The following is a 22,924-nucleotide window of genomic DNA, read 5'->3' as shown; positions in this document are numbered from 1 at the left end:
CTTTCCAATAAAACCGGGCAGTCTGTCCGGTTTGTTTTACAGGAGCACCCACATGACCACACCCGCCCGTATCGCCGCCTTTCTTTCCACGTCGGCGCTGTGCCTGGGCCTGGCCTCCGCCCCGGCTTACGCAAGCCAGCGCGACGACGACGGCCAGCGCGAAGCGCATACGCTGACGCGTGATCGTGAACCGGTTGCCGATGAGTCCGCCGCCGAAACCGCGCGCCCCGCCGAAGCGGCGGCGCAAGCGGATCAGGCCGCCCGCAAACGGTAGCCGCGCACGATCCTCCAATACCACGCATGTAGCAGCAAGGTCGATAGCGCCAGGCCCATCATGGCCATCAGCCACATGGTGCCGGCGCCGACTGGCGAATCGGGTATCACCAGCAGGCGCAGCCAATCCAGCCCGCCGCGCCCGGGGCCAAAGCCCAGCCACCATCCTCCCAGCAGGCCCACGCCGGCCAGCGCCACGATCTGCAGCAGCAGCGGTACCACCGCCACCTTGTAGGCACGCAGCACGTACGAATTGATGCATTGCATCGAGTCGCACAAGTGGAACAGCGGGATCATGGCCAGCAATGCGCCGGCCACCGCCGCCACCTGGACGTCGTCGGTATAGGCCGCCAATATCGCCGGGCGGCCCACCAGCAGTACGACTGCCGTCAATAGCGCACCCAGCAGGCCCAGCGCCATGCCGGCCAGTCCGGTACGGTGTGCCACGGCTGGCTGGCCGGCGCCGATGGCCTGCGCCGTGGCCGCGGCGGTGGCCACGCCCAGCGCCATCGGCATCATGTAGCACAGGGCGGCCAGGTTCGACATGATCTGGTGCCCGCCGCTGACATAGGTGCCTTCGCGCGCCACCAGCAAGGCCATGAAGGTAAAGGCCGACACTTCCACCAGGTACGAGCCGCCCATCGGGATGCCCAGCCGCAGCAGTTCTTTCTGCGCCGGCCAGCTGGGACGCCCCAGCGTCAGGTTGAAGCGGCGGAAGTAGCGATCATGAGTAATGAACCACAGGCCCACCATCAGGCCCAGCCACGACACGATGGCGGTGGCCAGCCCGGCGCCCGTCGCGCCCAGGGCGGGCAGGCCGAAATGGCCGTAGATCAGCAGCCAGTTGAAGAAGGCCTTCAAGCCGACCCCGGCCAGGTTGATGGTCATGACCACCTTGGGCCGCGACACCGATGTGCCCAGCGCGTAGATGGTACGGAATACCAGCGCGGCCGGCAGCGCCAGCGCCAGCGCGCGCAGGTAGCCTGTCACTCGGTCGCGGACTTCGGGGGCCACGTCGCCCGACATTGACAGCCAGGCGTCCGGAAACATCATCAGGGCAGCGCCCAGCACGGCCAGGCCCAGGGCCAGCCATACACCCTGGCCCCAGGTGCGTCCGACATCGGCCAGGCGGCCGGCCCCGAAGTGCTGGGCCAGGATGGGAATCAGGGCATGCACCACGCCCATCAGTCCCACGAAGATCGTGATGTAGACGGACATGGACAGCGACATCGCCGCCAGGTCGGCCGCGCTGGCATGGCCGGTCATGGCGGTGTCGAGCACGCCGAAGGCGATGCCGGCCCATTGGCTGATCAATACCGGCCAGGCCTGCCGCACAATACCCAGCATCGCGGCGCCGAAGCCGCCAGCGGAAACAGCGGGCCGGGTCATTGAGAGGGCGTGATGCGCAGCAGCCGGAACACTTCGTGGCGGTCGGCGCGGCGGCCGCCGCGCCACAATTCCTTGGCGCCCTCGCTATAGGCGGCCTCGTCGGCGCGCAGGCGTTCGCGGGTGGTCTGCTGCAGCACCAGGGGGCATTTCGAGTCGTAGCTGAGCGTCAGGTTGTCGAAGATCAGCAGCGAGGCACGCTGGCCGCTGCCCACGCTCAATCCGCGCACGCATTCGCCAGGCTGGCGGTATTGCTCGAGCGCGGCCGCCAGTTCGCCCGACATGACGCGGTAGCTGCGCGCGTAGTCCACCGCCGGCTGCCACAGCAGCACCAGCAGGATCCAGGTCGCCGTCAGGCCGCTGGCCGACAGCACGGTGCCGCGCCACAGTGCCGCTGGATGCGAGCGCAGGCGCCACACCACCAGCACGGCCCAAGCCGCGGTAACCACTGCGGCCAGCGTGAACGCTATCCATGAAATCGCCGGCTCGTAGCCGACGGTCTGGCGGGCGATATTGCGAGAGATTTGCGCCGGCCAGCCGAAATGCAGCGCTACCCAACCCAGCCAGGCCGTCGCGACGGTCAGCGAAAAACACATCACCGCGAACCAGTCCAGGGTGTTGACCACGCCGCGCCGCAGGGTGGGCAGCGAGAATGCGGCCAGGATGGAGCAGGGCACCACCAGCAGAATGTACTCGGAATCGGTGGGTTCCGTCAGGAAGAACAATTGCGCACCGGCGAAGGCAGCCAGCACCAGCGGCAGCCAGATGTGCGGCGCATAAAGCCAATCGCGCCAGCGCCACACAGCCAGCAAGGCCAGCGGCCAGGTGGGCCATAAGTACCAGGGCAGGTCGCGCAGCGTGCGCGCCGAATCCGTCAGGCTGGGCCAGTCGAACGACGCGGCATTCCAGGTCTTCCAGTTGCTGACCCAGTAATCGCTGTGTTGCGTGGCGGGTATCCACCAGGCCAGCATCAGCACCGCGGCCACGCCCACTGCCAGCGGCAGCCAGCGGCGCCGCACCCACAGGGCGCTGCGCGGGTGGAATGCCACCAGGGCCGCCAGCATGATTGGCAGGGCACCCACCCAGCCACGCGTCAGGAAGCTGGCCGCCAGGGCAACGCCCAGGGTGGCGGCGCCGGTGATCGGGCGGTCGAGCATGCGCGCCAGCGAGTAGAACGTCAGGGCCTGCCAGGCCATGATGGCCGGCACGACCGAGGTTTCGTGCGTGCGCTGCAAGATGCCCACCGTGGCCAGCAGCAGCAGCAGGGCTGCGTCGGCCAGCATGCGGCCGTAGTCGCGCGCCGACGGTTCGCCGCCGAATGGCAAGGCCAGCGGCTGTGCCTCGGCACGCCGTCCCAGCAGATAAGTGCCGTACCAGACGCTGACGGTGGCGATGCCGAACCAAAGCAGGTTGGGCAACCGGCCCGCGGGGATGTCGCCGATCAGCGGCCCGAGCAGCCACATGCACACCGCACCCGCCCAGGTGACCAGCGGGCCTTCCTCGGCAAAAGCCAGTTGCCCCACCTGCGGCAGCAGCCAGGTAACGCCGCCTTCGCGCACCGCGGTGATCATGGTGGCCAGGCCGACCGCGTCGTCGGTCTTCCAGGGGTCGCGCATGAACAGGCCGGCCAGAATATAGGCCAGCGACAGTCCCAGCAGCACCAGACGGGGCAATTTGGCGGTGGCCGAGATGGTCAGTCGGGCCGGGGTTGAGCGCGTTATAGGAGACACGGGGCTAATGTAACCGAGCGGCTCGGGCCAGGGGGCCTGAAACGGGGATGGATGGGGATGATACGGAAAAAAAAGCAGCCCGAAGGCTGCTTCTTTGCTGCGCCTCTTCGAGGAGCAAGTTTACGACGCGGACTTGACGGTACCGGCCGTACGGGCAAAGCGGGCGCGGAATTTTTCGACGCGGCCGGTTTCCACGATACGGGTTTGCGCACCCGTGTAGAAAGGATGGGACTCGGACGTGACGTCGCACTTGAACAGCGGGTAGGTCTTGCCGTCGATCTCGACGTTTTCGCGAGTGTGGATGGTCGAGCGCGTCACGAACTTGTTGCCCGTTTGCACGTCCATGAACACCACTTCGCGGTATTCGGGGTGAATGCCTTCTTTCATGATGAATTCCGGTTCTTCCGGTCTGGCCGGGGGTTTGCGGGTCGCCAGCCGAACGATTTGCCATTTGCCCCATTTGCTTATGGGTGGTTCATGGGCGGTAATCGACAGCCACGTATCCAGGAAGTAACCCCGCATTCTAGCATGGATTCTCTACTGTGATGGGCAGGTTACAGGTCGGTACGCAGCGCCCAGATTTCCGGAAACAGCACCACGTCGAGCATCTTGCGCAGATATGCCACGCCCGAGGTGCCGCCGGTGCCTCGCTTGAAGCCGATCACCCGTTCGACGGTGGTGACGTGCCGGAACCGCCACTGGCGAAAGGCGTCCTCCAGGTCGGTCAGCTTTTCGCCCAACTGGTACAGGTTCCAATAGTGCTCGGGCTGGCGGTAGACGGCCAGCCAGGCCGCCTCGACGTCGGCGTCGGCCCGGTACGGCTGGGTCCAGTCGCGGTCCAGGTGGCTGGCCGGCAGTTCCAGGCCGTTGCGCGCCAGCAGGCGCAGGGACTCGTCGTAGAGCGAGGGCGCCTCGAAGGCGGCCTGCACGGGCGCCAGCAGGTCCGGGCGGTGCGCATGCGGCTTGAGCATGGCGGCGTTCTTGTTGCCCAGCAGGAACTCGATCTGGCGATACTGGTGGCTTTGGAAGCCGCTGGAGTGCGCCAGGTAGGGGCGCAGCGCCGAATATTCAGGCGGCGTCATGGTGGCCAGCACATCCCAGGCATGCACCAGTTGTTCCATGATCTTGCTGACGCGCGCCAGCATCTTGAAGGCCGGCGGCAGCCGGTCTTGCGCCACGTTGGCAATGGCGGCGCGCAGCTCGTGCAGCATCAGCTTCATCCACAGTTCGCTGGTCTGGTGCTGCACGATGAACAGCATTTCATTGTGCTCGGGCGATAGTGGGTGCTGCGCGCCCAGCAGTTCATCCAGGTGCAGGTAGTCGCTGTAGGTCATGTCCCGGGCGTAGTCGAGCTGGGCCTTTTCGTTGCGGACAATGTCTTCGGGGCGTTCGGAGGTGTTCATCGACATTCTTGCCTGGTAGGGGGCCGGCGCCGTTAGGGTGGCGCGGCCCTGGATGGGCGGTTCAGCCCAGCTCGCGCAAGATGGCGCGCACCGGGCTGGCATCGGCCTGGGCCAGCGCCAGCGGAAGGGCGATGAGTTCGTAGTCGCCTTCGGCCACATCGTCGAGCAGCAGGTTTTCCAGTACGCGCATGTCGCGCCGCAGGATGACGTGATGGCTGTCCAGGGTCTTGCTGGACGCGGGGTCGATGCTGGGCGTATCCAGCCCGATCAGCATGACGCCGCGCTCGGCCAGCCATTCGATGGTGTGCGGCGCGTAGGCGGTGAAGTCGTCGGTCCACCAGTCCAGCGCGGCATGCCGGGCGGTACGCACCAGTACCCGCGGCGGCAGCCCGGCTGCCGCATGTTGCAGGTGTTCGGGCAGGATCAGCGGCCCGCAGTCCAGGGCGTGGATGACCCGGCAGGGCCCCAGGAAGGGTTCCAGCGGCACGGCGCCGATGGCTGCCGCGCCGTTGCGATAGTGCAACGGCGCGTCCGCGTGCGCGCCCGTATGCGGCGACAGCCGGATTTCACTGACGTTGACCGGACAGTCCGGCGTCAGGGACCATTTCCAGTGCTGTTGGTACGGCGTGTCGCCCGGAAACACCGGCGATGCGGCCGATACCGGCGGAGAAATATCCCACAGGCGCTTCATCGAGGGGCTGTCGGGCGGGGGTTGATCGGCATGGACGTCCAGTCTAACGAAATTGCCGCCGGTTTGCTGCTCGCCATTACGCTACAGCAGGCCCAGTTCGGCCATCGACACCACGGTATCGCCCGCCACGATCAAGTGGTCGACCAGCCGAATGTCCACGAGAGCCAGGGCCTGCTTCATGCGGCGGCTGAAATCGCGGTCGGCCTGGCTGGGCTGCGCGGTTCCCGAGGGATGGTTGTGGGCCAGGATCAGCGCGGCCGCATGATGGCGCAAGGCCTCGCGCACGACCTCGCGCGGGTATACCGACGCCTGGGCCAGGGTGCCGCGCGCCAGTTCGCCGCTGGCGATCAGGTTGAGCTGGTTGTCCAGGTACAGCGCCAGGCAGTGCTCGATGGCGCGGTGGGTCAGCGCGGTCCTGAAGTAGTGCTTGACGCTGCCGGGCTCGGACAGCGTCTGCTGCCGCATCAGTTGCTCTTCGGCGGCACGGCGCGCCAATTCCAGGATGGCCGCCAGCGAACCGGCCTTGGCCGCGCCCAGCCCGGGGTGCGACATCAATTCCTGGGGCGAGGCGGCGAACAGGCCGCGCAGCCCGCCATAACGCTGCAAAAGCTGGCTGCCCATGTCGATGGCGGTGTGGCCACGCGTGCCGGTGCGCAGCGCCAAGGCCAGCAGTTCGGCATCGCGCAGCGAGGCAGGGCCGTGGCGCAGCAGGCGTTCGCGGGGGCGTTCGTGCGGGGGCAAGGCTTGGGGCAGGCTCATGACGCGTGACGGAAACGGCGGATCGTCACGATGCCGCAAGCAGGCCGCCCGCGCTGCGCCAGTGAACAATTTTGCCCATGCGTAGGTCTGCGCTGGGGGCGGATCGAGGCGGGCTTCGACCCCCGCACGCCAAGACGTTCTAAAATCAGGGTTTACCGCCACTTTTTCACGGTGACCATCTTGAGCAGCACCGCCGCCGACCAGGCGACCACTTCCGTCCAGGCCAATTCCTACCTGACCCTGCACTATCGCATTGCGCTGGCCTCGGGTCCGGCTCGGGCCTCGGTCTTTGCCGATACCTTCGACGGGCGTCCCGGCACGCTGCAGTTGGGCATCGGCCAATGGGCGCCCGGCCTCGAGGCCGCGCTGGTAGGCCATGCGGAAGGCGAGCGCTTCAGCGTCACCCTCGAGCCGGCCCAGGCCTATGGCGACCGCAATCCTGATCTCATCCAGAAGGTCACCCGCACGATGCTCGCCGAGCATGCCGGCCCCGACGCCACCTTCGAGCCCGGCGATCTGGTCGAATTCACCGCGCCCAACGGCGCCCGCTATTCGGGCGTGCTCAAGCAGATCGAACCCGAATGGGCGCTGTTCGACTTCAATCATCCGCTGGCGGGCACCGCGCTGCGCGTCGATGTCCACATCCTGGGGGTGTTGTAATGAACCGTCCGGTCACCGCCGCCGATGCCGAAGTCGTGCTGGCCCAGCCGCGTGGTTTCTGCGCCGGCGTCGACCGGGCCATCGACATCGTCGAGCGCGCCATCGAGCTGCATGGCGCACCCATTTACGTGCGGCACGAAATCGTCCACAACCGCTACGTGGTCGAAGACTTGCGCGGCAAGGGCGCCATCTTCATCGACGAACTCGACCAGGCGCCCGCCGGCGCCATCGTCGTGTTCTCGGCACATGGGGTGTCCAAGGCGGTGCGCCGCGAAGCCGAATCCCGTGGCCTGCAAGTATTCGACGCCACGTGTCCGCTGGTGACCAAGGTGCACATCGAAGTCGCGCGCATGCGCGCCGCCGGCCGCGAGATCATCATGATCGGCCACAAGGGCCACCCCGAAGTCGAAGGCACGCTGGGTCAGGCGCAGGGCGGCATGTACCTGGTCGAAACCGCCGGTGACGTCGCCACCCTGCAGGTTAGCGATCCGTCCAACCTGGCATTCGTGACCCAGACCACGCTGTCGGTCGATGACGCGGCCGCCGTATCGGCGGCGCTGCGCGCACGGTTTCCCGATATCGTCGAACCCAAGAAAAGCGATATCTGCTACGCCACCCAAAATCGCCAGGATGCCGTCAAGGTGCTGGCGCCCGCTTGTGACCTGGTGCTGGTCGTGGGCAGCCCGAACAGCTCCAATTCCAACCGCCTGCGCGAAGTCGCCCAGCGCATAGGCACCGATGCCTATCTGGTCGATGGCGCCCATGCCATCGATCCCGCCTGGCTGGTGGGCCGCCAGCGCATCGGCATTACCGCCGGCGCATCCGCGCCCGAAGTGCTGGTGCAGCAAGTCGTGCAGCGCCTGAAAGAACTGGGCGCCGTGTCGGTGCGCACCATGCCGGGGCTGGAAGAAAACGTGGCGTTCCCGCTGCCCAAGGGCCTGTCGCGCAAAGCCGCGTCCGACGCCAACGCGCAGCACTAGCGCACGCTGTCATTTCCCAAGGAGACCCCATGCAGTTGTACAGCTACTTCCGCAGTTCGGCAGCCTATCGCGTGCGCATCGCGCTGAACTTCAAGGGCGTGCCCTACGAATACCTGGGGGTGCATCTGCTGAAAGATGGCGGGCAGCAGTTGTCCGATTCCTACCGCGCGCTCAATCCCGCCGCGTTGGTGCCCACGCTGGTCGACGGCGATGTCGCTATCGGGCAGTCGCTCGCCATCATCGAATACCTGGACGAAACCCATCCGCAGCCGGCACTGCTGCCCTCCGATCCGGCCGGCCGTGCGCGGGTGCGCGCCATCGCCCAGTCCATCGCCTGCGACACGCATCCCCTGAACAACCTGCGCGTGCTCAAGTACCTGAAGCGCACCCTGCAGGTCAGCGATGAAGCCAAGAATGACTGGTACAGGCATTGGGTCGATCTGGGGCTATCCGCGGTGGAATCCATGCTGGCCAATTCACCCGCCACCGGCCGCTTCTGCCATGGCGATACGCCTAGCCTGGCCGATCTTTGCCTGGTGCCGCAGGTGTACAACGCACGTCGCTTCGATTGCGATCTTTCCGCCATGCCCACGGTGCTGCGCATCGATGCGGCCTGCCGCGAATTGCCGGCTTTCGACCTGGCCGAACCGGACAAACAGCCGGACGCGGAATAGGGGGCTTGCAGCCCTGTGGCAAAAGAAAAGGGCAGCCGGTGGCTGCCCTTTCTGCTTGTTTCTGGTGCCGGCAAGAGGAGTCGAACCCCCGACCTTCGCATTACGAATGCGCTGCTCTACCAACTGAGCTATGCCGGCCTGCATAGAGCGCATATTGCGCCTTCTGCTGGCACCTCGCGCCAAAAGCGCGCCGCGCCGAAAGACCGAAATCATATCAGAGTTTTTTGGGCCCCGCATTTGGTGCCGCGCGGCGGCGGTGTCAACACCGTCGGCCTAGTCAACTTGCATCAAAAAAAAAGTTGCGTCATAATCTCGCTTCTGTAGCAGTTCCCCGATAGCTCAGTCGGTAGAGCGACGGACTGTTAATCCGCAGGTCGCAGGTTCGAGCCCTGCTCGGGGAGCCAAAAACGCTCGAAAATCAAGTGGTTGAAGCCGTAGTGGTTGAAACCGCCTTAGTAGTTGAAACCGCCTTAGAAGGCGGTTTTTCTTTTTGTGCATTTCTTCCGTCAATTACCCAGTCCTGGTTCGCAGCCTAGTTCGTCTGCGACAGGTCGATGCGGTAGACAGCCCGGCCTTCGCCCGACCCATCATCCTCGGCGGCCAGCGTGATTCCGGTCAGGCCTGCGGCTTGCGCCACGCTCAGCGAGCCTTTGCCTGACTTGAACAACACCGCGCCGGCAACATTCACCGGCGTGAAGCGCCAACTGCGGGCCGAGCCATTTGCGCTGCGGGTGATCTGCGGGTTGTCCTTGATGTAGTTGATCACCACGTCGCGGTTCGCATCGGGCAAGGCATAGACGATATCAAAGGCTTTGCCCTCGCCCAGGATGTAGCGCGCGCTGCTTTCGGCGCGATAGTTATTGGTGGCGACGATGAAATCCTGGCCGCCCACTGGCTCGCCCCGATAGGCCAGGTTCTTGATGCGGCTGCCCTGGGGCTGGGTCACATCGATCTCATACTGCAGATCGGGGCTGGTGAACATGTCGAAGTTGTACCCGGCGAAGGCGGATTGGCCTGCGGGCACTTGGCCGGTCTTGGTGTCCTTGATCAGCCACTGGTCCTGCGTCGCCGAGGGATCGATCCGGTTAAAGCGCAGGGCCGCGTTCTCCAGCCAGAGCTTGAGTTCCGCGCCGCTGACCTTCACCGCATACACCGTGTTGGGGTACAGATAAAGATCCGCGGCGTGGTAGATGGCCAGGGCGCCTGCGGCCACATCGGTGTAATCGCCGCCGCCCTGGAATCCCGCCTTGAAGGGCGCACTGATGGACAGCACCGGCAGGCTGGCGTATTGCGGCAAATTGGCCGCGACATAGTCGCTCACATAAGCTTGCTGGGCCTGATTCACCAGTTGAATCGCGCCGGCATCCCCTACATCGGCAAACAGCGTGCTCATGCGGAAATCCGATGTGCCGACAGGCGTCTTGACGTAGTCGACAGCGGCTTCGTGCTGGGATTGCACCGATGCCGCCACGGCCGGGTCGGCCTCGACGTACTGGGTATTGCCGTCGGCATCGGTGGCCTGGATGCTGCGCACCTCGGTCTTGGTCTGCGACGCTTCGATATGCCAGGCTTGGCCGTCCCACTGCAGCGCGTAATCGATCACGCCCAGCCCTTTGCCCCAGGAACTCGCCATGACCGCGGGTACCCCATGTACCGTGCCTGCCGCATTGTCCACGCCTGCATAGCTGTAGGCTGGCCCCGTGCCGCGATCCGGGAACACATTGTGCTGGTGTCCCATCACCAGCCCGTCGATGCCGGGAACCTGTGCGACATAAAGACCGGGGTTTTCCATGTCGGGGGAATAGTCGGCGTCGCTCATGCCGCCATGCAACAGCACCACGACCAGGTCGGCGCCCTCGGCGTGCGCCTGGGCGACATAGTCCGACGCGGCTTCGCGGCCACCCCCTACCGTGATCTTGCCTTCCAGGTAGCGCTTGTCCCAGTTCATGATGCCCGGCGTGGTCAGGCCAACCACGCCGATCTTGATGGGCAGGACGACTGGGTCGCCGTCTTCCTGGGTGGCGCTGATCTCGCGCTCCAGGATGACGTAGGGCGGCAGCAACTCTTTGCCGCTCTTGGTACTTGTCACGTTGGCCAATGTCATCGGGAAGCCCGGGCCCGCGCACTTCAGGCTGGCCTCTACGCCCTCGACATCCAGGCCGCCGCCGAGCACTTGATTGAGGAAGGGCAGGCCGTAATTGAATTCATGATTGCCCAGCGTGCCGGCGTCGTACTGCAACACGGCTATCGCTTTGTACACGGACGATTGGGATGTGCAGGGGATAGGAGAAACCTGGGCCTCATAGTCGGCCAGCGCTGTGCCCTGGATGGTATCGCCGTTGTCCACCAGCAGTGTGTTGGGAAACTCCCGGCGCGCGGCGCGTATCAGCGTGGCGGTTCGTTCGAAGCCATAGGTGGGATCGTCGGCCAGCTTGAAGTAGTCATAGCTGCGTACATTGAAATGCAGGTCGGTGGTGGACAGCAAGGCCAGGTTCGCTGTCGCGCGCTCTTGCAGTTCTGGCGATGCCACGCCGTCGTCGGAATCATCGCTATTGCTGCAAGCCGTAAGGGAACCCGCCAGAACCAGCGCAAAGATCACCCGCGGAACAAACCGGCGAGTATCAAAGAACGGCGCGCGCACAGACATCGGAAACTCCTTAATTTCGTTAAAGGAAACGTTGCCGAGTATTGGGTCCGTTGCTGACGCCGCTGTGACGGTGGGATGCAGGCTGGATGAAAGTGTGTATCAAAATGCACGGGGCGGCTGCGATGTTCGTATCGCGTGCCCCGCCCGTGCTCGCCGTTGCGCCAGGCCTGCCTAGGCGCGGTCCAGGAACAGCGTTACCAGCAGCGCACAGTCTTGCAGAGCCACCACGCGATGCGGCACGCCAGGGGCCAGGTACACCATTACGCCGGCTTCCAGCCGTTGAGTCTTGCCATGGGCCTCCAGTTCAGCCGCGCCCTCCAGGCATTGCAGCGTGATCGCGCTGCGCTCGATATCATGCGTGGGTAGCGTTTGTCCGGCCAGCAGGGCCAGGCGCAGTACTTCCAGTTGATCGGCCCGCACCAGCGCGCGCGAAGGCGTATCCTTCAGGGCCGGCCCCAGTGGGCGAATGTCGATCAGTTCACCCGATTGGGCGTGATGCAGCGCCATATGCACTCCTTGAGCAAGACCGCGAAAACCGCACGTCGCATTCCATAACCATATTACGCCCCGGCTGCCCGGCAAACCGGGCGGCGCTCCGCATGCAGAACCCCGTCCATCCTGGCGGTCGCGCCGCCGATCGCCGTATCGCCATCGCCGTGCTCACGGGATTCCTGGGCAGCGGCAAGACCACGCTGTTGAACCGTCTGGTAAAAGATCCGGCCTATTCCGATGCCGCGGTCGTCATCAACGAGTTCGGCGCGGTGGGGGTCGATCACCACCTGGTGCGGCATGCCGATGCCCGTATCGTGCTGCTGGAAGGCGGCTGCATTTGCTGCACGGTCAACGGCGGCTTGGTCGACACGTTGCGCGAATTGTTCATGATGGCGTTGCGGCGGCAGATCAAGCCATTTCGCCGCGTCCTGATCGAGACCACGGGCCTGGCCACGCCCGCCGCGATTCTCTTCACCTTGCGCCACGAGCGTTTCCTCGCCGAGCGCTATGTTCATCACGGCACGGTTACGGTGGTCGATGCCGGGCATGTCGCGGCACAGTTGCTGGCGCAGCCCGAAGCCGTCCAGCAGGTCGCGTTGGCCGACATCATCGTCTGCGCCAAGTCCGACTTGGTACCCGCCGACGTGTTGGCGGACGCCCTCGAGGCAGTTGCGCAGGTCAGCCCAGGCGCGGCGGTGTGCGTGCAGCGCCCCGACGCTCCGCTGGACAGCCGGCTGCTGATGCGCGAACCCATGCCGGCACGCGTGGCTGGCGGTGCGTGGGGCGAATGGCTGGGGGCGTATGCCCGTTCGCCCCGGGGTGGGCGGCATCCGCATGTGCGCCAGGCCGTGGTCGACCTGCCTGCGCCGATCAGCCGCGCGGTGTTCCTGACCGGCATGGCGCAGGTGCAGGATACGTATCACCGCGGGCTCCTGCGCATCAAGGGTCTGGTCGAGTTCCAGGGCGAAACCGTGCCCTGCGCCGTTCATGGCGTGCACCGCGATCTCTATCCCTTCGAGCCCCTGGCGAACTGGCCGGATGGCGAGCGCCAGTCACGCCTGGTATGCATTTTGCGCGACCTGGATCCCGCTGTCGTGGCCGACGCCGTGCGCAGCGCCTTGCGCCAACCTGGCTGAACTGGCGCGGCGACGGTCGGCACCCGCCGGGAAATACGGTATAAGACATGGATTGGTGCCAGAAAAAGAGACAATCATGGACCGCCTGAAAGCCATGCAGGTGTTCGTCGAGGTCGTCGACCGCGGCAGCCTGTCCGCGGCTGCGCAGCGGCTGGACATGTCCCGCGCCATGGTGTCGCGTTACCTGGCCGAACTCGAAGAATGGGTGGGGGTGCGCCTGTTGCACCGCACGACGCGCCGGTTGAGCCTGACGCCGGCCGGTGCCGACACGCTGCCGCGCTGCCGCCGCATGCTCGACCTGGTGGGCGACATGCACGAAGCCGTGTCCACCCCCGAGTCCGAGCCGCGCGGCGAGTTGCGCCTGACCGTCAGCCTGTCATTCGGCGCAGCCCAGCTGGGCAGTGCGGTGGCTGATTTCGTTGCCCGCTATCCTGGCGCCTCGGTAGACCTGCAATTGATCGATCGCACCGTCAACCTGGTGGAAGAGCGGGTCGATCTGGCGGTGCGCATCACCAATGAACTGGACCCCAACCTGATCGCGCGCAAACTGGCGCCGTGCCGATCGGTAGTGTGTGCCGCGCCGGCATACTTGCATGCGCACGGCGCGCCGGCGCGGCCCGAAGACCTGGCCAAGCACAATTGCCTGACCCATTCTCACTATGGAAAAAGCCTGTGGCGCTTCCGGCGCGAAGGTGCATGGGTGGATGTGCCGGTCAGCGGCAATATCACCGCCAACGATGCCTTGTTGCTGGCCCGCACGGCGGTGCAGGGCGGGGGGATCGCGCTGCTGCCCACCTACCTGGCGGGCCCCGAGATCGCCGCGGGCCGCCTGGTCACACTGCTGCCTGGCACGCCTCCCGAAGAGCTGGGTATATATGGGGTATATGTCTCGCGGCGCCAGATGCCGCTGATTCTGCGGGCCATGCTCGATTTTCTGGCCGAGCGGTTCGGCCCGGCGCCTTGGGATACCTGGTCGTGACAGGATTTGCTGCCTAAATTGGGCCTGAGGCTTTGTCCGCCCGGGCATTGCGGGTATAATCGAAGAACTGTCTTCATGAAGACCAACGTCGCTCCAGCTGGTACTGCCCAATAGGCGGTCGCGGTGTACACGGCATAAACGCCGTACCGAAAAGGCGGGGGCGCGGGCAACACCGCAGCGGGTATCGCCGCAGCGGGCTTCCCGGCAGCCGGTGCCGCTAAGCGGTTTCAAGGCTTCCCGAGGTGGTTGCCGTGCGAGTTGGCAGGCTGCCTATGCGCCGGCCGTTCGTGGGGGCAGCATGTCGTCCCATACGTCTAAGAATCGTCGGCTCAGCGTTGCCGCATGGCCTGCCTGGCTCGTTCCTGGTTTGCTAGCGGTTGCTGCTCCGGGGCAAGGGGTACCCTGCGTCTCCGTCCTGTGCCCTGGTGCCAGGCGGTTCAGGTTCATTTTTAAGCAAATGCCGCCTTGGTGGCGCTGCGCGCTGATACGCGCGGTACTGTGCGAATCCCATGCGCCACGCGCTGGCTCATATCGCACGATGCCGTGCTTGCAGGAATGCCGTGAACACTACGCAAGTCCGCATCACCACATGGACCTTCCAGCCCGCTGGGCCGGGCGGCGCCTGTTGCGTGGGTGCCGGCCGTGGCACCAACAATCGTGGCACCAAGCAAAAAGGCCCGACGATGTGTCGGGCCTTCGGGAAATTTGGTTGCGGGGGCAGGATTTGAACCTACGACCTTCGGGTTATGAGCCCGACGAGCTGCCAGACTGCTCCACCCCGCGTCTGAGAAGAAAGATCTTATCCTTTTTTCAGAGTTAGCGCAAATTAGCCCTCTTTTACAGACAGAAAAATCGATGAACGATAGCGAGGCAACATGCGTGCTGGAAACCGCGCTGCTATGCGCGAGCCAGCCAATGCAACTGGCCGAGATGCGCAAGCTGTTCGGCGATGATGTGGAATTCGACAACGACAGGCTGCGGTCCCTGTTGCAGGCACTGCAGGGGCACTGGACCGAGCGCGGCATGGACCTGGTGCAGCTGGCGTCCGGCTGGCGCTTCCAAAGCCGCCCGCAAATGCAGCGTTATCTAGAACGCCTCAATCCAGAAAAGCCGCCCAAGTACTCGCGAGCCGTCATGGAAACGCTGGCCATCGTGGCCTGGCGCCAGCCCGTGACCCGTGGCGACATCGAAGACATCCGTGGCGTGACGGTGTCTTCCCAGATCGTCAAGACGCTTGAAGACCGGGGCTGGATCGAGGTCATCGGCCATCGCGATGCCCCCGGGCGGCCTGCCTTGTTCGGCACCACGCGGCAGTTCCTCGATGATCTGGGCTTGCGCGCGCTGGATGAGCTGCCTCCGCTCGATTCCGCCCAGGCTGCTGCCGCGCTCGAAGGCCTGGACCTGGGCGGATCCGAGGTCACCCTGACGCCCGATAGCGCAACAACCGAGTCCGGGGCCGCGGAATCCGAAGCGTCCGCCCAGGCCTCGCTTGCAGGCCAGGCCCAACCTTTGCAGGCAGGCGATGTGCCTGCCGAGCCCGATATGCCGCCGCTTCCGCCCGATCATGTTCCGCAGCCGGGCACGCAGCCCGAGATCGAGCCGGTAGCACCCGAACCTGAAATTACACCGGCCGATCCGCAGCCTGAGATCGAGCCGCCCACCCCGGAACCCGAGATAGAGCCCCAAGTGCCCGAGCCCGAGGTCGAGCCGCAGTTGCCCGATCCCGATGTCGAGCCGCCCGCGCCCGAGGTTCCTTCGTCCCCCGATGATGACCAGTCCGCCAAGAGCGGGCTGGCGAAAGCTTGAAATCTGGAGCTGTCTCCGTGACAACGAATACAAAGATGCAAGAACAAGATTTTCCCGTTTCCGATCAGGCAGCCCCGGCCGCGCCTGTTGGGCCTGCCGCGCCCGAGGTCAATGAGGTCGCCGGCGCGGCGCCGGCCGCCGATAGCGCGGCGGGCGAGGGCACCGACGCCGGCAATAGCCGGGGCCGCGGCCGAAAGCTGCGCACCCCGTTTCGCCGGCGCCGCGGCGATGCGGCCGGTACGGCCGCCCCTGCCGAGGCGGTTGCCGGCGAAGTGGCGGCACCAGTCGCCGAAGGCGATGCCCGCAGTGCCGAGCGCGAAGCCGAGCAGGCACTGTCTTATCTGGATCAGGCGGACCGCAGCGAACAGCGTCTGGGCAAGTACCTCAACAGCGACGCCGCCATGCCCAAGCTGCACAAGGTGCTGGCCGATGCCGGTATCGGTTCGCGTCGCGAAATGGAAGAACTGATCACCGCCGGGCGCGTGTCGGTCAACGGCGAACCTGCCCACATCGGGCAGCGCGTGGCGCCTTCGGACCAGGTGCGCGTCAATGGCAAGCCCATTACCCGTCCCAACACCAAGAAACCGCCCCGCGTCATCCTGTATCACAAGCCTGCCGGCGAGATTGTCAGTCACGACGATCCGGGCGGCCGGGCCAGCGTGTTTGCCCGCTTGCCCAAGCTGCGCACCGGCAAGTGGCTGTCGGTGGGACGCCTCGACCTCAATACTGAAGGCCTGTTGATTTTCACCACATCAGGCGACATGGCCAACCGCATCATGCATCCCCGCTACGGCACCGAGCGTGAATATGCCGTGCGCGTGTTGGGCGAAATGGACGAGGCTACCCGCAAGTCGCTGGTCGAGGGCATCGAGCTCGAAGACGGCCAGGCCGCTTTCGGCGCGCTGGACTATCTGGGCGGCGACGGCAGTAATCGCTGGTATCGCGTCACGCTGCAAGAAGGGCGCAATCGCGAAGTGCGCCGCATGTTCGAGTCGGTGGGTGTCACTGTCAGCCGGCTGATCCGTACCCGTTTTGGTGACGTGGTCCTGCCGCGCACCCTGCGCCGCGGCCGCTGGGACGAACTCGATCCCACGCTGGTCACCGCGCTGATGGTGCAGCTTGGCTTGCTGCGCGACGATGATGATGCCGAGGGCGGGCATCATCTCCGTCAGCCGCGTTCGCATGACAGCGCCTTGCCTCCCGGCTTCGGCACCATGGATCGCAACGGCATGAATGGTGCGCGCATCGGCCGTCGCGGCAAGCTGCAGGGCGGTGGTCCGGGCAGCGCGGGGCAGGTGGCCTCGTCTCCGTCCGATCCTTTCGGTACCGGCTTGATGTTTACCGGCGGCTATGCCAATGGCCACCCGCTGGGCAAGGACGTCGGGCGCGGCAAGGGCGGCAAGCCTGGCGCCAGGGCCGGTGGTCCCAAGGCGGGCGGGCCCAAGGCAGGAAGCCCGAAGGCGGGTGGCCCGAAGACAGGCGGCCCCAAGGTTGCCGGCCCCAAGGGCGGCGGTGCGAAACCCGCCAAGAATGGCAAGCCGCGCCGCCCCAAGGCGCCAGGGGCAGCCCTGGCTGGCGGGCCGGCAGCGGCCGCCGACGGTGCCGTCGGCAATGGCGGGGCGCCACGCAAGGCGGGTCCGGGCCGTTCCGGCAAGCCGGGTCCCGTTGGGGCGGGTGGCGGCGGTGGCGGCGCGCGTGGGGGCCAGGCAGCGCGTTCTGGCGCCAAGGCGCAGGGCGGCAAGGCCCGTACGCAGCGCAGCGGTCCGCGCGGCGACGATTGGCAACCCAAGGGCGCTTCGGCTCACGAGTCGCGCCTGGGGGTCATGGGCGGCAACCGGGGGCGAGGCGGCCGCTAAGGGCTACCGGAAGGAGGGGGCGAGGGCATCGTGCCGGTGCCCTCGGCGTAAACCCGCGACATAGCAGGTAATTTCCCCGGTTATCTGGTAAAATTGTTGGTTTTCATGGCGCGCGTGTCTTGGCGGATACGTTGTCACTACATGGCGGATTCGTCTGCTGGCGCGCCAGGCGCTGCGCAGGTGGTATCCGGTACGGCTATAAGTGGCCGTCGAGGTAGCCGTCAGGTTGCTTCGCGTGGTCCAGGATGGCCGGATGGGTTGCCCGGGTTGCCGACAGGCAGCCGGCCCAACCCCTAGGGCAGGAATACAAGGTCGCAATATTTGGGCTCGGGTCCGGTGTTTGGGTTTCCAGGCGGTTCATCCGCAGAAACACAAGCCGGGGGCCGGGCAATACGGTGGGCTGGGTTGCAGCCCATTTTTTTTGAGTGTATGGCTGATTTATACGCATTGACCCAACAGGCACTTGCCGGCATGGACGTCGAACTCGTCGACGTCGAACGTGCCGCGCTCGGCTTGTTACGTGTCACCATCGACAAGGCCGGCGGCGTGCGCATCGAAGACTGCGAGCAGGTGTCGCGTCAGTTGTCGCGCGTCTACGAAGTCGAGAACATCGACTACAAGCGGCTCGAAGTCGGTTCGCCGGGCACTGACCGCCCGTTGCGTACCGAGGCCGAGCTGCGTCGCTTCACCGGCGAACGCATCGAGATCAAGCTGCGCGAGCCGCTGGATGGCCGCAAGGTGTTCTCGGGCATCTTGTCCGTGCCCGCGGCCGATGGCGACGCGGCGGCCGATACGCAGCAGACCGTTTTCGGTCTCGAATTTGAGGCAAAGAAGAACGACATCCAGGTGTTGAACTTCACGCTCGGCGATGTCGAGCGTGCCAAACTGGATCCCGTTCTGGATTTCAAGGGCAAAAAGCGATGAGTCGCGAAATTCTTCTGTTGGTCGATGCCTTGGCGCGCGAAAAGAATGTCACGCGCGAAGTGGTCTTCGGAGCGCTCGAAAGCGCGCTGGCTTCGGCCATGAAAAAGCGTTTCAAGGAAGACGCCGAAATCCGCGTTTCCATCGATCGCGAAACCGGTAGCCACGAAGGCTTTCGCCGCTGGCTGGTGGTGCCCGACGAGGCCGGCCTGCAAGAGCCTGACAAGCAGGAAATGCTGTCCGACGCGCTCGAGCTGGTGCCCAATATCCAGGCGGGCGAATACATCGAAGAAGCGCTCGAGCCCATCGAGTTCGGCCGTATCGGTGCGCAAGCTGCCAAGCAGGCCATCCTGCAGAAAATCCGCGATGCCGAGCGAGAACAGGTCCTGAACGACTTCCTCGACCGGGGTGAAACCATCATCTCGGGCACCATCAAGCGCATGGACAAGGGCGACATCATCGTCGAAACCGGCAAGATCGAAGCCCGCCTGCCGCGTTCGGAAATGATCCCCAAAGAAAACTTCCGCGTCGGCGACCGCCTGCGCGCGTATGTGCTGCGGGTCGATCATGCCGCGCGCGGCCAGCAGGTCATCCTGTCGCGCACGTCGCCTGAATTCATCCGCCAGTTGTTCGAGAACGAAGTTCCCGAGATCGAGCAGGGCCTGCTTGAAATCAAGGCTGCCGCCCGCGATCCGGGCGTGCGTGCCAAGATCGCTGTCATTGCCTATGACAAGCGCATCGATCCCATCGGCACCTGCGTGGGCATGCGGGGTTCGCGTGTCACCGCCGTGCGCAACGAATTGGGCGGCGAACAGGTCGATATCGTGCTGTGGTCCGAAGATCCGGCGCAATTCGTGATCGGCGCGCTGGCTCCGGCCAATGTCGAATCGATCGTGGTCGACGAAGACAAGCACGCCATGGATGTCGTGGTCGATGAAGAAAACCTGCCCAAGGCCATCGGTGCCAAGGGTCAGAACGTGCGCCTGGCTTCCGAGCTTACCGGCTGGCAGATCAACATCATGACGCCGGAAGAAAGCCTCAGCCGCCAGGAAACCGAACGGGCTGGCTTGCGCGGCACGTTCATGAGCAAACTCGATGTCGACGAAGAAGTCGCCGATATCCTCATCGATGAAGGGTTTACCGGTATCGAGGAAATCGCCTACGTGCCCATGCAGGAACTGCTGGAAATCGAGGCCTTTGACGAAGACACCATCAACGAGCTGCGTGCCCGCGCCCGCAATGCGCTGCTGACCGAGGCCATCGCCCAGGAAGAGCGCCTTGAAACGGCGCAAGACCTGCTCGAACTCGAAGGCATGACGCCCGAACTGGCCGCCAAGCTGGCCGAACGGCAAGTGCTGACGCGCGATGATCTGGCCGAGCTGGCCACCGACGAGTTGGCGGAAATTTCCGGCCTCGACGAGCAACAGTCCAGCGAAATGATCATGCGTGCCCGGGCCCACTGGTTCAATGAAGAATAATCAGGCGGGTGCCGACCCAGGTGAATTCACGGCCAGGCCGCTCGTTCACCGTTGTTGTAATTGCTGCATATAGAGGGAAGATAGCCTAATGTCGAGTAATACTGTCGCCCAGTTCGCTACCGAGCTGAAAATGCCAGCCAACGTGCTGCTCGAGCAGCTGCGTTCGGCCGGTGTTGACCTCAACTCGGTAGACGACGCGGTTACCGACAGCGACAAGGCGAAGCTGCTCGACTCGCTGCGCCGCGCCCATGGCGCGACCGAGGGCAAGAAGATCACCTTGACGCGTCGCCAGACCTCCGAAATCCGCCAGGCCGATGCCACCGGCCGTTCGCGCACGATCCAGGTCGAAGTCCGCAAGAAGCGCGTGTTCGTCAAGCGCGACCCTTCCGAGATCGCCCTCGAGCAGGCCCGTGCCGAGGCCGGTGGGCCTGATGTCGCACCCGTCGCACCCGTCGAGCCCGCGCCCGCGGTCGAACCGTCCGTGCCGGTGTCCGTGTCCGACGAAGCCCACGAGGCGCCTGCGGCCGTCGAGCCGTCGTCCCAGCCGCCGGCCGCCGAGCCGACGCCTGTTCCCGTGGCCCAGGCCGAGCCTGAGCCCCAACCTGAACCGGCGGCCGTGCCGGCAGAGTCGCCGGTCGAACAACCGGCCGAGCCTGCCATCGCCGAGCCCGCTGCCGAGCGCGAGGCCGAATCGGCCCCGCCGGAACCCGCTGTGCACGCTGAAACTGAAATTGCTCCCGCGCCCGTAGCCGAACCCATTGCCGAGCCCGCCCAGGCGGCAGCCCAGCCCGAGCCCGTTGCTCCCGAACCCGAGCCCGAACCTGCACGCGCCGCGCCCAAGTCGGGCCGCGCCGAAGGGCGCCGCGCCGCGCCGGTCCTGGCCGCGTCTGCCGCCGATTCCGGCGACCGCGAAGGGGCGCGTCGCGCCGCCGAGGCCGAAGCTGCCGCGCTGCGCGAAATGCTGAATCGTCCGCGCAAGGTGCTGCGCGCGCCCGAGCCCGAAGCGGCTGCCCCCTTGTCCGGCACGCTGCACAAGCCGGCTGGCAAGCCGGCTGCGCCTGGTGCCAAGAAAGACGCCAAGCCGGGTGCGGGTGGGTCCAAGAAAACCATCAAGACCGCTGAGGTCGCCTCCACCTGGAGCGACGATGCCTCGCGCAAGAAGCCCGCCGACAACAAGCCCGCCGCGCCCAGTCGCGATGGCTGGCGCGCCGGCGGCAAGGGGGGCAAGGGCGGTCGCAACAATCGCAACCAGCAGGCTGATCGTCGTCACGAGCCTGCGCCGCAAGAATTCATTGCGCGCGAAGTGCATGTGCCCGAAACCATCAGCGTGGCCGACCTGGCGCACAAGATGTCCGTCAAGGCCGCCGAAGTCATCAAGCACTTGATGAAGTTGGGCCAGATGGTCACCATCAACCAGGTGCTGGACCAGGAAACCGCCATGATCGTGGTCGAGGAACTGGGCCACGTAGCCATTGCCGCCAAGCTCGACGACCCGGAAGCCTTCCTGGACCTGTCCCCGGCCGTCGGCGAAGCCGAGTCCTTGCCGCGTGCCCCGGTGGTTACCGTCATGGGCCACGTCGACCACGGCAAGACCTCGCTGCTGGACTACATCCGCCGCGCCAAGGTTGCCTCGGGTGAAGCCGGCGGCATCACGCAGCATATCGGCGCCTATCACGTCGAGACCGGGCGTGGCATGGTCACCTTCCTGGACACCCCGGGCCACGAGGCGTTCACCGCCATGCGTGCGCGCGGTGCCAAGGCCACCGACATCGTCATTCTGGTGGTGGCGGCCGACGACGGCGTCATGCCGCAAACCCGCGAAGCCATCCACCATGCCAAGGCCGGCGGCGTGCCGCTGGTCGTGGCCGTCAACAAGATCGACAAGCCCGAAGCCAACCCCGACCGCGTCAAGCAGGAACTGGTGGCGGAAGAGGTCGTGCCTGAAGAATACGGCGGCGACGTGCCGTTCGTGCCCGTGTCCGCCAAGACCGGCGCCGGCATCGACGACCTGCTCGAAAACGTGCTGTTGCAGGCCGAAATCCTGGAACTGAAGGCTCAGGTCGATGCGCCGGCCAAGGGCCTGGTCATCGAAGCCCGCCTCGACAAGGGCCGCGGCCCGGTGGCGACCATCCTGGTGCAAAGCGGCACGCTCAAGCGTGGCGATGTCGTGCTGGCAGGCGCCAGTTTCGGCCGCGTGCGCGCCATGGTCGACGAGAATGGCAAGCAGATCCAGGAAGCCGGCCCGTCCATCCCGGTCGAAATCCAGGGCCTGACCGAAGTTCCGGCTGCCGGCGACGAGCTCATCGCCCTGGCCGACGAACGCAAGGCACGTGAAATCGCGCTGTTCCGCCAAGGCAAGTTCCGCGACGTCAAGCTGGCGCGCCAGCAGGCCGCCAAGCTCGAGTCCATGTTCGACAACCTGGGCGAGGGTACGCAGACACTGCCGCTCATCGTCAAGACCGACGTGCAAGGTTCGCAGGAAGCCCTGGTGGCTTCCCTGACCAAGCTGTCCACCGACGAAGTCCGGGTGCAGGTGGTGCACGCGGCCGTGGGCGGTATCTCGGAAAGCGACATCAACCTGGCCATCGCCTCGAATGCGGTCGTCATCGGCTTCAACGTGCGTGCCGAACAAAGTGCCAAGAAGCTGGCCGAATCCAACGGTATCGACGTGCGCTACTACAACATCATCTACGACGCCGTAGATGAAGTGAAAGCCGCCATGTCCGGCATGCTGGCGCCCGAGAAGAAAGAAGAGATCATTGGCCTGGTCGAGGTCCGCGAGGTCTATTCCATCTCGCGCATCGGCAGCGTTGCCGGTTGCATGGTGCTCGATGGCCTGGTGCGCCGCGATTCGCAAGTCCGCCTGCTGCGCAACAACGTGGTCCACTGGAACGGCCAGCTCGATTCGCTGCGCCGCTTCAAGGACGACGTCAAGGAAGTCAAGTCGGGCTTCGATTGCGGCCTGACCCTGCGCGGCAGCAATGACCTCCAGGTGGGCGACCAACTGGAAGTCTTCGAAATCAAGGAGATCGCGCGTACCCTGTAAGGTACGC

19 protein-coding genes and 3 tRNA genes are annotated in these 22,924 nt (G+C 65.3%); 12 read left to right on the top strand and 10 right to left on the bottom strand.

Features of this window, described 5'->3' with window-relative positions:
* The first annotated feature begins 52 nt into the window (after positions 1-52).
* A complete protein-coding gene (locus KW845_RS27635; RefSeq protein ID WP_218372835.1) occupies positions 53-274 on the top strand; it encodes a hypothetical protein in 222 nt (73 codons plus the stop codon).
* Here the strand turns inward: KW845_RS27635 and KW845_RS27630 are convergent.
* The 6 genes from KW845_RS27630 to radC form a co-directional block, all read right to left on the bottom strand.
* Positions 253-1,662, bottom strand: coding sequence for an MATE family efflux transporter (locus KW845_RS27630; protein ID WP_218372617.1), 1,410 nt, complete (start codon positions 1,660-1,662; stop codon positions 253-255). The genes KW845_RS27635 and KW845_RS27630 overlap by 22 nt on opposite strands.
* The gene (locus KW845_RS27625; protein WP_218372616.1) at positions 1,659-3,389 is read right to left on the bottom strand and encodes a glycosyltransferase; all 1,731 of its coding nucleotides are present in this window, start codon (positions 3,387-3,389) and stop codon (positions 1,659-1,661) included. Before KW845_RS27625 ends, KW845_RS27630 begins: the two co-directional genes overlap by 4 nt.
* Positions 3,390-3,509: 120 nt before the next feature.
* Positions 3,510-3,776 carry a type B 50S ribosomal protein L31 gene (locus tag KW845_RS27620; protein WP_218372615.1) on the bottom strand — a complete coding sequence of 89 codons (267 nt, stop codon included), beginning with the start codon at positions 3,774-3,776 and terminating at the stop codon, positions 3,510-3,512.
* A 167-nt stretch (positions 3,777-3,943) separates the two neighbouring features.
* On the bottom strand, positions 3,944-4,792 hold the full coding sequence (gene kynA, locus KW845_RS27615; RefSeq protein WP_218372614.1) for a tryptophan 2,3-dioxygenase: 849 nt from the start codon (positions 4,790-4,792) through the stop codon (positions 3,944-3,946).
* 61 nt (positions 4,793-4,853) lie between these two features.
* On the bottom strand, positions 4,854-5,483 hold the full coding sequence (kynB, locus tag KW845_RS27610) for an arylformamidase (RefSeq protein ID WP_218372613.1): 630 nt from the start codon (positions 5,481-5,483) through the stop codon (positions 4,854-4,856).
* A gap of 81 nt (positions 5,484-5,564) precedes the next feature.
* The gene (gene radC / locus KW845_RS27605) at positions 5,565-6,242 is read right to left on the bottom strand and encodes a DNA repair protein RadC (protein WP_218372612.1); all 678 of its coding nucleotides are present in this window, start codon (positions 6,240-6,242) and stop codon (positions 5,565-5,567) included.
* Between the two features lie 180 nt (positions 6,243-6,422).
* Between radC and KW845_RS27600 the strand changes: the two genes are divergently transcribed.
* The 3 genes from KW845_RS27600 to maiA are packed head-to-tail and all read left to right on the top strand — an operon-like array spanning position 6,423 to position 8,556.
* Entirely contained in the window at positions 6,423-6,902 is a 480-nt protein-coding gene (locus KW845_RS27600; protein ID WP_218372611.1) for a peptidylprolyl isomerase, read from the top strand.
* Positions 6,902-7,882, top strand: a complete 981-nt coding sequence (gene ispH, locus KW845_RS27595) for a 4-hydroxy-3-methylbut-2-enyl diphosphate reductase (RefSeq protein WP_218372610.1) — start codon at positions 6,902-6,904, stop codon at positions 7,880-7,882. The genes KW845_RS27600 and ispH overlap by 1 nt, the downstream gene beginning before the upstream one ends.
* A gap of 29 nt (positions 7,883-7,911) precedes the next feature.
* Positions 7,912-8,556, top strand: coding sequence for a maleylacetoacetate isomerase (gene maiA / locus KW845_RS27590; protein WP_218372609.1), 645 nt, complete (start codon positions 7,912-7,914; stop codon positions 8,554-8,556).
* A gap of 62 nt (positions 8,557-8,618) precedes the next feature.
* Here the strand turns inward: maiA and KW845_RS27585 are convergent.
* A tRNA-Thr gene (locus tag KW845_RS27585) sits at positions 8,619-8,694 on the bottom strand.
* Between the two features lie 190 nt (positions 8,695-8,884).
* Between KW845_RS27585 and KW845_RS27580 the strand changes: the two genes are divergently transcribed.
* A tRNA-Asn gene (locus KW845_RS27580) sits at positions 8,885-8,960 on the top strand.
* Between the two features lie 128 nt (positions 8,961-9,088).
* On the opposite strand, the gene KW845_RS27575 is transcribed toward KW845_RS27580, so the two are convergent.
* Together KW845_RS27575 and KW845_RS27570 are read right to left on the bottom strand one after the other, a co-directional pair.
* Positions 9,089-11,203, bottom strand: a complete 2,115-nt coding sequence (locus KW845_RS27575; RefSeq protein WP_218372608.1) for a bifunctional 2',3'-cyclic-nucleotide 2'-phosphodiesterase/3'-nucleotidase — start codon at positions 11,201-11,203, stop codon at positions 9,089-9,091.
* A 171-nt stretch (positions 11,204-11,374) separates the two neighbouring features.
* A complete protein-coding gene (locus KW845_RS27570) occupies positions 11,375-11,710 on the bottom strand; it encodes a cupin domain-containing protein (RefSeq protein WP_218372607.1) in 336 nt (111 codons plus the stop codon).
* A 92-nt stretch (positions 11,711-11,802) separates the two neighbouring features.
* Between KW845_RS27570 and KW845_RS27565 the strand changes: the two genes are divergently transcribed.
* Both KW845_RS27565 and KW845_RS27560 read left to right on the top strand, forming a co-directional pair.
* Complete coding sequence (locus tag KW845_RS27565; protein WP_218372606.1) at positions 11,803-12,831, top strand: GTP-binding protein; 1,029 nt, start codon at positions 11,803-11,805, stop codon at positions 12,829-12,831.
* Between the two features lie 76 nt (positions 12,832-12,907).
* Positions 12,908-13,810 (top strand): LysR family transcriptional regulator, encoded by a 903-nt coding sequence (locus KW845_RS27560; RefSeq protein ID WP_218372605.1) that lies wholly within the window; start codon positions 12,908-12,910, stop codon positions 13,808-13,810.
* Between the two features lie 706 nt (positions 13,811-14,516).
* Here the strand turns inward: KW845_RS27560 and KW845_RS27555 are convergent.
* Positions 14,517-14,593 (bottom strand) — tRNA-Met (locus KW845_RS27555).
* Between the two features lie 72 nt (positions 14,594-14,665).
* On the opposite strand from KW845_RS27555, the gene scpB reads away from it, so the two are divergent.
* The 5 genes from scpB to infB all read left to right on the top strand — a co-directional run bounded on the left by scpB (position 14,666) and on the right by infB (position 22,917).
* Positions 14,666-15,616, top strand: coding sequence for an SMC-Scp complex subunit ScpB (gene scpB / locus KW845_RS27550; RefSeq protein WP_218372604.1), 951 nt, complete (start codon positions 14,666-14,668; stop codon positions 15,614-15,616).
* Between the two features lie 35 nt (positions 15,617-15,651).
* Positions 15,652-17,472 (top strand): 23S rRNA pseudouridine(2605) synthase RluB, encoded by a 1,821-nt coding sequence (rluB, locus tag KW845_RS27545; RefSeq protein WP_218372824.1) that lies wholly within the window; start codon positions 15,652-15,654, stop codon positions 17,470-17,472.
* Between the two features lie 429 nt (positions 17,473-17,901).
* Positions 17,902-18,396: a ribosome maturation factor RimP gene (gene rimP / locus KW845_RS27540; protein ID WP_218372603.1), complete on the top strand. Its 495-nt coding sequence runs from the start codon at positions 17,902-17,904 to the stop codon at positions 18,394-18,396.
* Positions 18,393-19,871, top strand: coding sequence for a transcription termination factor NusA (gene nusA / locus KW845_RS27535; protein WP_218372602.1), 1,479 nt, complete (start codon positions 18,393-18,395; stop codon positions 19,869-19,871). The genes rimP and nusA overlap by 4 nt, the downstream gene beginning before the upstream one ends.
* Positions 19,872-19,959: 88 nt before the next feature.
* Positions 19,960-22,917, top strand: a complete 2,958-nt coding sequence (gene infB / locus KW845_RS27530; protein WP_218372601.1) for a translation initiation factor IF-2 — start codon at positions 19,960-19,962, stop codon at positions 22,915-22,917.
* Positions 22,918-22,924: the final 7 nt, after the last annotated feature.

This window comes from Bordetella sp. BOR01, assembly GCF_019218885.1.
In the GTDB taxonomy this organism is placed as follows: Bacteria; Pseudomonadota; Gammaproteobacteria; order Burkholderiales; family Burkholderiaceae_B; genus Bordetella_A.
Note: the sequence above shows the minus strand (reverse complement) of the source record. Positions and strands in the feature narration are given on the sequence as shown.